6 protein-coding genes are annotated in these 13787 nt (G+C 66.8%); 5 read left to right on the top strand and 1 reads right to left on the bottom strand.

The features are described from left to right. Positions 1-23 precede the first annotated feature (23 nt). Both recQ and yaaA read left to right on the top strand, forming a co-directional pair. A complete protein-coding gene (recQ, locus tag ACQY5B_RS24065) occupies positions 24-2081 on the top strand; it encodes a DNA helicase RecQ (protein ID WP_420326994.1) in 2058 nt (685 codons plus the stop codon). Between the two features lie 70 nt (positions 2082-2151). Then, a complete protein-coding gene (gene yaaA, locus ACQY5B_RS24070) occupies positions 2152-2937 on the top strand; it encodes a peroxide stress protein YaaA (RefSeq protein ID WP_420326993.1) in 786 nt (261 codons plus the stop codon). Positions 2938-2944: 7 nt separating this feature from the next. Here yaaA and ACQY5B_RS24075 read toward each other — a convergent pair whose 3' ends face one another. Beyond that, positions 2945-5488: a response regulator gene (locus ACQY5B_RS24075; RefSeq protein ID WP_420326992.1), complete on the bottom strand. Its 2544-nt coding sequence runs from the start codon at positions 5486-5488 to the stop codon at positions 2945-2947. Between the two features lie 170 nt (positions 5489-5658). Between ACQY5B_RS24075 and ACQY5B_RS24080 the strand changes: the two genes are divergently transcribed. Genes ACQY5B_RS24080 through pbpC form a run of 3 tightly spaced genes read left to right on the top strand, consistent with a single transcriptional unit; the run spans position 5659 to position 13654 of the window. Further along, positions 5659-11085 (top strand): alpha-2-macroglobulin family protein, encoded by a 5427-nt coding sequence (locus tag ACQY5B_RS24080; RefSeq protein WP_420326991.1) that lies wholly within the window; start codon positions 5659-5661, stop codon positions 11083-11085. Continuing rightward, the gene (locus tag ACQY5B_RS24085) at positions 11082-11636 is read left to right on the top strand and encodes a putative glycolipid-binding domain-containing protein (RefSeq protein ID WP_420326990.1); all 555 of its coding nucleotides are present in this window, start codon (positions 11082-11084) and stop codon (positions 11634-11636) included. The genes ACQY5B_RS24080 and ACQY5B_RS24085 overlap by 4 nt, the downstream gene beginning before the upstream one ends. After that, complete coding sequence (gene pbpC, locus ACQY5B_RS24090; RefSeq protein WP_420326989.1) at positions 11633-13654, top strand: penicillin-binding protein 1C; 2022 nt, start codon at positions 11633-11635, stop codon at positions 13652-13654. Before ACQY5B_RS24085 ends, pbpC begins: the two co-directional genes overlap by 4 nt. Positions 13655-13787 lie beyond the last annotated feature (133 nt).

Raw genomic sequence — 13787 nt, forward strand, 5'->3', positions numbered from 1 at the left:
CAGACAAAATCGACAGGGTTCCCATGCCGCGCGATGCCGGGGGCGCCGAGGCGCTGTTGCAAGAGATTTTCGGCTTCGACGCCTTTCGCCCCGGTCAGGGTGAGATTGTCGAGGCCGTGGCCGCGGGTGAGAACGTACTGGCCATCATGCCCACGGGCGGCGGCAAATCCCTGTGTTTCCAACTGCCTGCGCTGCTGCGCGACGGGGTGACGGTCGTCATCTCTCCGCTGATCGCGCTGATGCGCGACCAGGTGCGCGGGCTGCGAGAGGCGGGCGTGGCCGCCGGCGCCCTGACCTCGGGGAACACGCCCGAGGAAACCGATGCCGTCTGGGACATGCTGCATTCCGGTGAACTGAAGCTGCTGTATCTCGCGCCCGAACGGCTGGCCAATGGCGGCACGCAGCGAATGCTGGCGCAGGCGGGCATCTCACTGATCGCCGTCGACGAGGCGCATTGCGTCAGCCAGTGGGGCCATGATTTTCGCCCGGACTACCTGCGCATCGGGGAATTGCGCCGCGCGCTGAACGTGCCGTTGGCGGCCTTCACCGCGACGGCGGATGTCGAAACGCGCGAGGAAATGGTCACGCGGCTGTTCGACGGACAGCCGCCGACGACCTTCCTGCGCGGTTTCGACCGGCCCAACATCCACCTCGCCTTTCAGCCCAAGGACGGACCGCGTGCGCAGATCCTGAACTTTGCCAATGCCCGCAAGGGACAGTCCGGCATCGTCTATTGCGGCACGCGGGCCAAGACCGAGGGCATCGCCCGGGCCCTGCGCGAGGAAGGCCACGCCGCCTGTCACTATCACGGCGGGATGGAGGCCGACGACCGCCGCCATGTCGAGGAACGCTTTGCCACCGAGGACGGGTTGATCGTTGTGGCGACCGTGGCCTTTGGCATGGGCGTCGACAAGCCCGACATCCGATGGGTCGCCCACGCGGATCTGCCCAAGTCGATCGAAGCCTACTACCAGGAAATCGGCCGCGCGGGTCGCGATGGCGCCCCGGCCGAGACGCTGACCCTGTTCGGCCCCGAGGATATCCGCCTGCGCCGTTCGCAGATCGACGAGGGGCTGGCTCCGCCGGAACGTCGCGCCGCGGACCACGGACGGTTGAACGCATTGTTGGGGCTGGCCGAGGCGCTGGGCTGCCGTCGCAAGGCGCTGCTGGCCTATTTCGGCGAAGTGGCCGGGGCCTGCGGCAACTGCGACCTCTGCGATACCCCGCCAGAGCTGTTCGACGGCACCGAGGCGGTGCGCAAGGCACTTTCGGCCGCGCTGCGCACGGATGAAAGCTTTGGCGCCGGGCACCTGATCGACATCCTGATGGGCAAGGACACCGACAAGATCAAGCAACGCGGGCATGACGGCCTGCCCACTTTCGGTGTCGGCAAGGATCTCAGCCGGGGCCAGTGGCAGGCGGTCTTCCGGCAGATGATGGGCCATGACCTGATGCGCCCGGACGCGGAACGCCACGGGGCGCTGGTCATGACGGACCGGGCGCTACCGATCCTGCGCGGTGAGGAGGCGATCCAGTTGCGCAAGGATGCCGTGGCCCGCGCCACGGAGCGCCGTCCGGCGGTCAAGGCGCTGGTCAGCGAGGAACACGCGCCCATGCTTTCTGCGCTCAAGGCCAAGCGGCGCGCGCTGGCAGAGGCCGCGCGCGTGCCCGCCTACGTGATCTTCGTCGACCGCACCCTGATCGAGATGGCAGAGACCCGCCCCACCAACATGGACGAACTGGCCCGGATTTCCGGCATCGGGGCCAAGAAACTGGAACGATACGGGGCAGAGTTCCTCGAGGTGCTGAACGGCGGGTCCGAAGAGATGCACCCGCGCCGGCGCAAACTGGCCGCACGGGGCACGGGGGCAGTCTACGATGCGCTGATGGCGGCCCAGGCCGACCTTCTGCGCGGACCCGATGGCACCGATAAGCCGCTCTCCTGTTCCGCTTCGCTGCTGGCCAAGCTGGCAGAGCGCCCGCCCCATAGCGAGGACGCGTTGTGCCAGGCGCTGGGCGACAAGCGTGCGGAACGCTTTGGCCCGGTTTTCTGGTCGGTGCTGCAGGAAAACGCGGGCTGACCGGCGCGGCTCTGGACCTCGGCGGGCGGGCAGACTACCTCGGGGTCACTGGAAGTGATGGAGGCGGATGGTGCTTGTCGTGATCTCTCCGGCCAAGCGGCTGGACTGGGCGGAACGGACGGTCGAGATGACCGAACCCGCATTCGAGGAAGATGCACAGCGTCTGGCCAAGACGGCCCGGAACCTGAGCCTGAAGGATCTCAAGGGCTTGATGGACCTGTCGGATGACCTGGCGCGGCTGAACCGTGATCGTTTCCGTGCGTTCACCGACACCCCCGGCCCCGAGGTCCTGCGCCCCGCCGCGCTGGCCTTTGCCGGGGACACCTACCTGGGGCTCGAGGCCGGCTCGCTCGACGCGGATGAGATGGCCTGGGCGCAGGATCACCTGCGTATCCTGTCGGGGCTATACGGGGTGCTGCGCCCGCTGGACGCGATGCAGGCCTACCGGCTGGAAATGGGCTCGCGGCTGAAAACGCGGCGCGGCGGCAACCTGTACGACTACTGGCGCGACCAGATTTCCAAGGCGCTGCGTGCACAGGCCGAGGCGCTTGGGACGGACGTTCTGGTGAATTGTGCCAGCCAGGAATATTTCGGCGCCGTTCCGGAAAAACCCCTGAAGCTGCGGATCATCACGCCGCAGTTCATGGAGGACAAGCCGGGCGGCCCCAAGATCGTCAGCTTTTTTGCGAAGCGAGCGCGCGGATCGCTGGCACGTTACATCATCCAGCGCCGCCTGACGGACCCCGAAGGGCTACTGGATTTCGATCTGGGTGGATATGTCTACCGACCTGACATGTCCGAACCGGATCGCCCGGTCTTTCTGCGCCCGGCGGAGGCCGCCGCGCAATCGGCCTGATGGATGGTCAAGAGACCGCGCGGCGCGACTTCTGGGGGGCGTAGAGGTCGAACTTTTCCGCCAGCGCGGCCTTGCGCAGGGGCTTGGTCAGGTAGTCGTTCAACCCGGCCTCAAGGATGCTTTCGCGGTCCCCGCTCATCGCATGCGCGGTGACGGCGATGATCGGGACCTGGGGGGCGCCGTTCTCCAGTTCCCGGATTTCGCGTGTGGCCTGCTTGCCGTCCATGCGCGGCATCGAGATATCCATGAAGATCAGGTCCGGCCGCCGGTCGCGATAGGCCTCGACGGCCTCGATCCCGTTGTTGGCAAAGCGCAGCGTGACGTTGAAATCCTTGGCCATCTTGCGAAAGACCAGCTGGTTGGTCTTGTTGTCCTCGGCGACCAGCACGTCCAGCGGGCCACCCGGATCAGGCGAGGCGAGGGCGGGAGGCGTGCCCTCGGACGCGGGCCGCGGCTCGGGGCTGTCGCTTTCGGGGTAATGGGCAACGCCGATCTTTTCCAGCGCAGCAAAAAGCGTGCGGCGTGGCACGGGTTTCTGCAGGACGGCGGCGATCTCCAGCCCTGAACGCTGGGAGACCTGGGCCGGGTTGTCGGCCATCAGGATGATCGGGATACTGCGTCCTCCGCGCGTGAGCTGGGCCGCGAGATCCTGGCCGCTCATGTCGGGCAGATCCTGTTCGATCAGCAACAGGTCGGGGCGATGGGCCATGCGGTCGATGGCCTCGGAGCCGGTCTTGCAGAAATCCGCGCTCAGCCCGATGATGCCAAGCTGTTTCGACAGGATCTCGCGGTTGACGTTGTGATCGTCGACGACCAGCACCTGTGAAAGGTGGCTGGGCAGGCGGGCGGTTTCGAAGACGGCGGGCTCTTCCGTCTGCAAAAGGATGCGCAATCCGAAACAGCTGCCCTTTCCCAGCTCGGATTCTGCCCATACCTCGCCGCCCATCAGTTCGACCAGCCGGCGGGTGATCGCCAGGCCCAGGCCGGTGCCCTCGAACTTGCGGTTGCTCTCGTCCTCGACCTGGTTGAACTCGCCAAATACGTGATCGACCTTGTCCGGAGGGATGCCGATGCCCGTATCCTCGACGGTGATGTGTATGGCCGAGGCGTTTTCATCCCCCGGCACGCCGACGACGCGCACCAGGACGTGGCCCTGGATGGTGAATTTCACCGCGTTGCCCAGCAGATTGGTCAGGATCTGACGGACCCGCCCGGCATCCCCGATAAAGCGCGTGGGCAGGAACATGTCGTAGTCGACCAGCAGCGAGATATCCTTGTCCCGAGCGGTGGGCTGCAACAGCATCACCACCTCGTGGATGGCGCGTTCAAGGTCGAAGGGTTCAGGGTGCAGTTGCAGCTTTTCCGCCTCGATCTTGGAATAGTCGAGGATGTCGTTGATGATGACCAGCAGGGCCTCGCCCGAACTGCGGATCGTGTCGGCGTAAAGCTGTTGTTCCTGGCCCAGCTCGGTGTCCATCAACAGGTCGGCCATGCCGACGACGCCGTTCATCGGCGTGCGGATCTCGTGGCTCATGTTGGCGAGGAAGGCGGATTTTGCGCGGTTCGCGGCCTCGGCGCGGATGGTCGCCTCTTTCAGGCGTTCCTGGTCCTGCTTGATCTGGGTGATGTCGACCCGCAGGCCGACTAGTCCGCCGTCGCGGGTGCGTCTTTCGTAGACCCGCAGCCAGCGACCGTCCTCAAGCTGCTGTTCCAGTTCCGTCTCCGGGGCGCGGTGGGCCTGAAGCTGTTCCTCGAGCCAGTCCTCCTCGCGCCCCAGCGCCTCGCTGTATTGTTTGCGCTCCAGCCCGTAGCGCAGGATTTCCTCGAAGCTCGCGCCGCGCTGCATGGCGGGCGCGCTTTTGGCGTAGATGTCCTTGTACTGCTGGTTGCACATCAGCAGTCGGTCCTCGGCGTCGTACATGACAAAGCCGTCGGGCATTTCCTCGACCGCGGACCACATGCGCATCAGCCCTGTGAAATCGACCCCAAGACTGACGATCCCGCCATCCGGCAGGCGCCGGTCGCGGATCTTGACAAAGCGGTTGTTCCACAGGCGCAGCGTTTCGTTCGGGATCGGGTCCATGTCCCAGCGGCTGTGCATCCGCTTGATCCAGGCGCCCGGCCGCTCGCCTTGCAGATCGACGATCCCTTCCTCGGCCAGGACTTCGAGTACATGTTCGTAGGTGGCGCCGGGCGCGATGCTTTCGACCCCTTCGAAGACCTGCAGATAGGCGGGATTGGCGAGTTCCAGCCGCAGGTTCTCGTCGTACATGGCAAAGCCGTCGCGCATGGTCTCCAATGCGCTCCACAGCTGTTCGGTGACCACCTCGATCTTTTGAGTCGCCTCGCCCAGCTGGTGCATGACGCGCTGGTTCTCGTCCCGGACGACCTTGACCTCGGTCCGGGTTTCCTGGATCTCGTTGCGCAGTTCCAGCGCGTGTTTGCCCAGGCGGCGGTTGGCCTCGAACAGTTCGGCCTGCTTCTGTTCCAGCAGTCTTTCCGCGGCCAGCCGCGCACGCCGTTCCTCGGCCAGGCGATCGGCCATTTCCATCCCGGGCTCTCCTTTCAGACCCCGGAACTCTTGCCCCGGCGAGGTGAAAATCTCCTTAAAACACGGGCGTCCGGACCGGCCCGGGTCAGGTTTCCCTGACCCTCCGAATCCTTGTCTTGCCCCGCGGCGCGTGCCACCATTGACCGTATTGTTCTGAAAGGAGCTTTTTGATGCGTCGCTTTGCTCTGGGTCTCGCCGCGGCCCTTTTTGGCTTGTCCACTGCCCAAGCGCAGGAGACGATGCCGGACCGGCGGTACGTGGTCACCCGGGACATCGACTATGTCGGCAAGGATCTGCAAGAGCTGTTCGACACCACGCTTGATGCCTGCCAGCAGGCCTGCCTGGATGCCGAAGGTTGCATCGCCTTCACCTTCAACAGCAGAACGAACGCCTGTTTCCCCAAGACCGAGGTGACCGACCGCGCCGCCTATGAAGGGGCGGTGTCGGGGCGCGTCGTCACCACCCCGCCCGATGTGCTGGCCCGGGCCGAGACCCGGCGAGAGGATCTGGATTTCCTGCGCGACGCCGATTTCGACCGCGCCCGTGCCGAGGCGATGGACCTGGCAGTGCGCCACGGTGGCGGCCAATGGACTGTCCGGGCGTTGCTGGATGCGGCGACCAGGGCGCGCGACGAGGGCAACCTGCGTGATGCGATCCACTGGACCGGCGCCGCGCTGGCTCAGAACGATGATCCCGCGCTCTGGCTGCAATATGGCCAGTGGTCGAGCGACTACCTTCGCGAGGTTCAGGGCGCGGACAAGCGCAAGTACGGCCGTCGCGCCTTTCTGGCCTCGATCAACGCCTACCTGCGCGCCGGGGCCGACGCGCAGCGGATCACCGCGCTTTACGATCTGGCCCGCGCGCTGGAGGCCGACAAGCGCGGCCGCCTGATGATCCCCGCGCTGCGCCTTGCCGAAAGCATTGGCCCGCGCGCCGATGTGTCGGCGTTGCTGGACGATGCCATCGGCAAGTACGGCTTTCGCGTAGACGATCACGTTGTCGAGGCCGACAGCGCCGCCCCGCGCATCTGCGCCAGCTTCAACGAGCCGCTGGTGCGTGTGGGCCAGGACTATGCGCCCTATGTCAAGCTGCCGGACCCGCGCCTTGCCGTGGTGCAGGACGACGAACGCATCTGCGTGACCGGCGTCGAACACGGCAGCCGCTATACCATCACCTTCCGCGCGGGCCTGCCCGCCAAGTCGGGCGAGGAGTTGATCCGCGACGTTCCGATCACCGCCTATGTCAGCGACCGCACCCCGACGCTGAGCTTTCCGGGCCGCGCCTATGTCCTGCCGCGCACGGCGGATGCGGGCATTCCAATCGACACGGTCAACCTCGACGAGGTCGACCTGATCCTGCGCCGCGTGTCCGATCGCAACCTGGTGCGCGCGATCCAGGAAAACTACTTTGGCCGTCCGCTGGGCCGCTATGACGAAAACTATTTTGCCCGCGATGTGGCCGAGGAGATCTGGACCGGCACCGGCGTTGTGGAAAACCGCCTGAACGCGGACATGATGACCCGCCTGCCGATGGGCGAAGTCCTGGGTGACCTGCCCGCCGGGATCTATGCACTGACCGCCGCCGTGCCCGACCCGAAGCGGGGCGACGGCCGCCGCGCGACACAATGGTTCATCCTTTCCGACATCGGGCTGACGACCCTGCAGGGCACCGACGGCCTGACCGTCTTTGCCCGTGACCTGGGCGATGCCTCGCCGATGGCCGGGCTGGAGGTCTCGCTGGTGGCCGAGGCCAACCGCGTGCTGGAAACCGTGACCACCGATGCCGATGGCGTGGCACGGTTCGCGCCGGGCCTGCTGCGCGGCAAGGGCGGCACCGCGCCGGCGCTGGTCATGGCCAAGCGGGGCGAGGAAGACCTTGCCTTCCTGTCGCTGACCGATCCGGCCTTTGACCTGTCCGACCGTGGTGTCGCGGGCCGCGCGCCCGCCGGGCCGCTGGACGCCTTCGTCGCCACCGATCGCGGCGTCTATCGTGCCGGGGACGAGGTCAACGTCACCGCCCTGCTGCGCGATGCGCAGGCAGAGGCGGTGAGAGACGTGCCGCTGACCGCCGTTCTCACCCGTCCTGACGGTGTCGAATATTCGCGCCACATCTCGGACGGCGGTGATGCGGGGGGCCATGTCTTTACCCTGCCGCTGGGCCCCACCGTGCCACGCGGCACCTGGCGGCTGGCCGTCTACGCCGATCCCAAGGGCGAGGCGCTGAGTTCGGACACCCTGCTGGTCGAGGATTTCGTGCCCGAGCGCATTGATTTTGACCTGTCGCTGCCCGAGGGGCCGATCAACCCGCTGTCCCCGCCGCTGCTGGAGGTGGACGCACGGTATCTCTTTGGGGCTCCGGGCGCCGACCTGGACATCGAGGGAGAGCTGCGCCTGTCCACCGGCGCCCGTCTGGATGCCTTCCCGGGGTACCGCTTTGGCCGTCATGACGACAATGCGCTGACCCGGATCGAAAGCTTTGCCGCCGATCTGACCACGGATGTCGATGGCGCCGCGCAGCTGACCCTGCCGATGCCGGACATTGACCCCAAGGGTCGCCCGATGACCGCGACCGCCACCCTGCGCCTGTCCGAAGCCTCGGGGCGTCCGGTCGAACGCCTGATCTCGCGGTCCGTGGCCCCGCCGACCCCGATGATCGGGATCAAGCCCGCCGCCGAGGAATTCGCCGAAGGCGCCGAGGCGCGGTTCGACGTGATCGCCGTGGGGCCGGACCTGCAACCGCAGGCGATGGAGGTCAGCTGGCAGGTCAATCGCGTGCGCACGCGCTACCAGTGGTATCAGAACTACGGAAACTGGTACTGGGAGCCGATGACCACCCGCGAAACCGTGGCCAAGGGCAACGGCACGCTGGGAGCCGATCCTCTGAAGATCGCGGCAGAGGTCGACTGGGGGCAGTACGAGGTCGTTGTCGAACGCGCCGATGGTACTTACCTGGCGGCGTCGATGGGCTTTTCTGCGGGTTGGTACGCGCCTGCCGATGCTGCCGACGCGCCCGACATGCTGGAACTGTCGCTGGACAAGCCCGCCTATCAGCCGGGGGAGAGCGCGACGCTTCGCATGGTCCCGCGCTACGCGGGCAAGGCGCTGGTCACCGTGCTGGCCGATCGCGTGATTTCCATGCAGGCGGTGGACGTGGCGGAGGGAGAAAACACCCTGACCCTGCCGGTGACCGAGGATTGGGGCGCGGGTGTCTATGTGACCGCGCAGGTGATCCGCCCGATGGATGTGACCGCCGGCCAGAACCCGGCGCGCGCTCTTGGCCTGACCCATGCCAGCGTCGATCCCGGCGATGCGCAACTCAACATCGGGTTCGACGCGCCTGCGGAAAGCGCCCCGCGCGGACCACTGACCGCCAAGGTCAGGATCGACAACGTGGCGCCGGGTGAACAGGCCCATGTCACCGTCGCCGCCGTCGACCTGGGAATCCTGAACCTGACCGGCTTCGACACACCCGACCCGGCGGACCATTACTTTGGCCAGCGTCGTCTGGGGGTCGAGATCCGCGACATCTATGGCCGTTTGATCGACGGCATGAACGGCGCGATGGGCTCCGTGCGCTCTGGCGGTGACGGCGCAGCGGGCATGCGCCTGCAAAGCCCGCCTCCGACAGAGGCGACCGTCGCCTTCTTCTCCGGCCAGTTGCCGGTGGGTGAGGATGGCACAGCCGAGGTCAGCTTTGACATTCCCGATTTCAACGGCACCGTCCGGCTGATGGCCGTGGCCTGGTCGCCCAAGGGGGTCGGCTCTGCCGAGGCGGACGTGCTGGTCCGCGATCCGGTGGTGATCTCGGCCTCGTTGCCGCGGTTCCTGTCGCCGGGCGACGAAAGCCGCCTGCTGCTGGAACTGACCCATGCCAAGGGCGAGACCGGCAAGATGCCCCTGACCGTGACCGCCGATGGCGTGACGCTGGACACCGGTGCCCTGCCAGCAAACGTCACGCTGGGAAAAGGCGAAAAGACCGCGCTGGAGGTCCCGCTGACCGCAAGCGCCGTGGGTGATCACAAGATCCAGATTGCCGTGATCACGCCAGATGGCCAGCGCCTGACCAAGGACCTGACGCTGGGCGTGCGCTCGAACGATTCTGACGTCGGCACCACCCGCCGCATCCAGTTGGCTGCGGGTCAGACCTTTACGCTGGACGATCAGATCTTTGCCGGATTGCGGCCTGCCGGGGCCTCGGCCATGGTCTCTGCCGGTCCGCTGGCGCGCTTCGATGTGCCGGGGATGTTGGCCTCGCTGGATCGCTATCCCTATGGCTGCACCGAGCAGGTGACGTCGAAGGCACTGCCGCTGCTCTACATGTCCGCGATTGCCGAGCCTCTGGGCCTGGGCGACACCGACCGGATCGACCTGCGGATCGAGCAATCCATCGCGCAGGTGCTGACGCGGCAGGCATCCAACGGGGCCTTCGGGCTTTGGGGGGCATGGTCGGGGGATTTCTGGCTGGACGCCTATGTGACCGACTTCCTCAGCCGTGCCAAGGCGGCGGGCCACGAGGTGCCGGACACGGCCTGGCAGAACGCGCTCGACAATCTCAAGAACCGCATCGCCTATGCGCCCGACTTCGAAAATGGGGGTCAGGACATCGCCTATGCCCTGATGGTCCTGGCACGCGAGGGCGAGGCGGCGATGGGTGACCTGCGCTATTACGCGGACGAAAAGGCGGCGGATTTCGCCACCCCGCTGGCACAGGCGCAATTGGGTGCCGCGCTGGCCAGCTACGGCGACCAGCCGCGCGCAGATGCGATGTTCGGCCGCGCCGCCGAGCGCCTGCTGGCCACGCCGGTGTCGACGAAGCAGGGCTATCGCGCCGACTACGGCAGTTCCTTGCGCGACGCGGCGGGCCTGCTGACCCTTGCGGTCGAGGCGCGGTCGGATCGGTTCGACCGTAACGACGTGGTGCGACGGATTTCCTCCGTCGATCGACCGCTGTCGACCCAGGAAAAGGCTTGGGCGCTCTTGGCGGCACACGCGATGGTGCAGGATCCGACCGTTTCGGGACTAGCCCTGAATGGCGAACCGCTGACCGGCCCCTTCGTCCGCCGGATCGAGGCCGAGGGGCTGGAGCCGGTGGCCCTGACCAATACCTCGGACAAGCCGACCGACATCACCCTGACGACCCTTGGCAAGCCACTGGGCGCGACCGAGGCGACCGGCTATGGCTATGCGCTGACCCGCGAGTATTTCACGCTGGAAGGCGAGCCGGTTACAGAGATCCGAGCTGGCGACCGCATGGTGGCGGTTCTTACGATCCGGCCTTCGGAAAAGACGGGCGCGCGGCTGATCCTCGACGATGCGCTGCCCGCGGGGTTCGAGATCGACAACCCCAGCCTGCTGCGCTCGGGCGACATCCGCGGGCTCGATTGGCTGGAACTGGCCAGCGCCGAACATACTGAATTCCGCGCGGACCGCTTCCTTGCCGCCATCAACCAGGAGTCAGAAAAGCCGCTCAAACTGGCTTATATCCTGCGGGCGGTCTCTCCGGGCACGTTCCACCATCCGGCAGCGCTGGTCGAAGACATGTACCGACCCGAGTACAGGGCGGTGACGGCCTCCGGCAAAGTGACGATCCTGCCATGAGCGGCGAAACGTTAGCAACGATCCACTGGCGGGCGCTGGATCGCGACGGAGAGGACAAGTGCCGCCTGGCGCGGCTGGACCAGGGATGGATGCTGGTGGGTCATGCGCGGTTCCGCGATGCCACCGGCTGGGCCGCACTGGATTACGTGATCCGCGTCGGCGCGGACTGGTGCACCACCAGTGCCGACATCACGGGGGATTACGGCGGCGATGCGGTCGCGCTGCGTCTTGCACGGGGTGAGGACGGTTGGACCGTGAACGAGGATCTGCGCCCCGACCTGTCCGCAGCCGAGGACGTGGACCTGGCCTTTACCCCCGCGACCAACCTGATGCCGCTCAACCGCGTGCCAGAGGTCGGGCGGCTGGAGACGACCTCGGCCTGGCTGCGCTTTCCCGGCCCACAGGTTACGCCGCTGACACAGGCCTACACGCGCGAACGCGGCGGACTGGTGCGCTACGAGGCGCAGGAAACCGAGTTCGAAACCCATTTGTCGGTCGACACCCACGGCTTTGTCACCCGCTACCCGGGGCTCTGGGAGGCGGACGTGTGAAACGGCTTGTCGTTCTCGTCGTGCTGCTGTGGTCGGTGGCCTTCGCGCGCGACCGGTTCGACGATTTCATCGACGCCACGGACATTCCGGTGCTGGTGCACGCAACCTCGCCAGAGGTGCGGGACCGCCACGGACATCTACTTCGCGCCTATACGATCGAAAACGGTCTCTGGCGGATGGAGGTTTCTCCGGACCAGGTCGAACCGCTGTTCTTTCAAATGCTGGTCGCCTACGAGGACAAGCGTTTTTACAGCCACCCCGGTGTCGATCTGCGTGCCACCCTGCGCGCCGCCGGACAGGCGATCCGGCATGGAGAGATCGTGTCGGGCGCCTCTACGCTGACGATGCAGGTGGCGCGACTGCTGGAGGACGGCACCACGGGGCAATGGCGCGGCAAGCTGCGGCAGATGCGGCTGGCGCTGGCGCTGGAACGCCGTCTGGACAAGCAAGATATCCTGGCCCTGTACCTGCGGCTTGCGCCCTATGGCGGCAACGTCGAGGGGCTGCGGGCGGCCTCGCTGATCTGGCTGGGCAAAGAGCCGACGCGGCTGACACCGGCCGAGGCGGCGCTGCTGGTCTCGCTGCCGCAGGCCCCCGAGAGCCGCCGTCCCGACCGCCACCCTGAGGTGGCACGAAGCGCCCGCAACCGCGTGTTGCAGCGCATGGCCGGCGCCGGGGTGATCCCGATGGAGGCGGCGGAGTCCGACAGCCTTGATCCGGCTCCGCTGGGCCGTCAGCCGATGCCGCAACTGGCCCCGCATATGGCTGACCGGGCCGTGGCGACGGGACCGGGCCGCCACGACCTGACCCTTGACCGCGATTTGCAGGCCGGGCTGGAGGACCTTGCCCGCCGGTACATGGCGGGCCGGGGCGAAAAGCTGTCGGTTGCACTGGTGCTTGCCGATCACCAGAGCGGTGAGATCCTCGCCTCGGTCGGGTCCAAGGATTATACCGACATGGCTGCGCAGGGTTTCGTCGACATGACCACGGCGCAGCGCTCGCCCGGTTCGACGCTGAAACCACTGGTCTACGGGCTGGCCTTCGATCGTGGTCTGGCCCATCCCGAAACCCTGATCCTCGACACGCCGATCCAGTTCGGCACCTATGCGCCGCAGAATTTCGACGGCAAGTATCGGGGCGAGCTGCCCGTGCGGCGGGCGCTGCAACTGTCGCTGAACATCCCGGTCGTCCGCCTGACAGAGGCGTTGGGCCCGGCGCATCTGATGGCTGCGCTGGAACGGTCGATGGTCGACCCGGGCGTACAGGGCGGTGCGCCGGGGCTGGCGCTGGCGCTGGGCGGCGTGGGCCTGACGCTGGAGGAGATGGTGCAGCTGTATGCGGCACTGGCGCGCGGCGGCGAGGCGCTGCCGCTGAGGTGGCGGGCCGGAGAGAACCCGGACAACGCACTGTCGCAGCGCGTCCTCAGCCGCACCAGTGCCTGGCAGGTCGGCAATATTCTTGCCGATCTGGTGCCGCCCCCCTCGGCGGGACCGCCGGGGCGGGTGGCCTACAAGACGGGCACCTCATACGGGCACCGCGATGCCTGGGCGCTGGGCTGGACCGGACAGCATGTGGCCGGTGTCTGGATTGGGCGGCCCGATGGCACGCCCGTGCCCGGCGCCTTTGGCGGCGACCTCGCAGCGCCGCTTTTGTTCGAGGCGCTGGGCCGGGTCGAAAGCCGGTTTGAACCCTTGCCCCCGCCGCCGGCTGAGACGCTGCTGGTCAGCCGCGCGCAATTGCCCGAAACGCTGCAGCGGTTCGGCCCGCGCGACACGGTGGCCGAGTTGAAACTGACCTTCCCGCCAGAGGGCGCGCGGCTGGCCTCCACCGGGCTGGGGGTGCCGATCAAGCTGCGCGGCGGTGTGCCGCCCTACACGCTGTTGGCCGATGGCGCCGTTCTGGCGACCGGCCTGCAAAGGCCCGAATTTTTTGCCCCGCTGGAGGGGCCGGGGTTCACCACCCTGTCGGTGATCGACGCACAGGGCGCCGCAGGACGAGTGTCGATCGAACTGCGGTGACGTCGCCTGCCTGCGGCGTCCCCCAAGGGTATGTGCCTGTCCATGGGGAGACAGGGGTACGTCTGCAATCTTTCAAACCTGGACGTCGGTGTGATTCGGCGAAGCCTTGCCATCCGATTCGGATCGCCAAATC

This window comes from Antarctobacter sp. (genome assembly GCF_965277915.1).
Taxonomy (GTDB): domain Bacteria; phylum Pseudomonadota; class Alphaproteobacteria; order Rhodobacterales; family Rhodobacteraceae; genus Antarctobacter.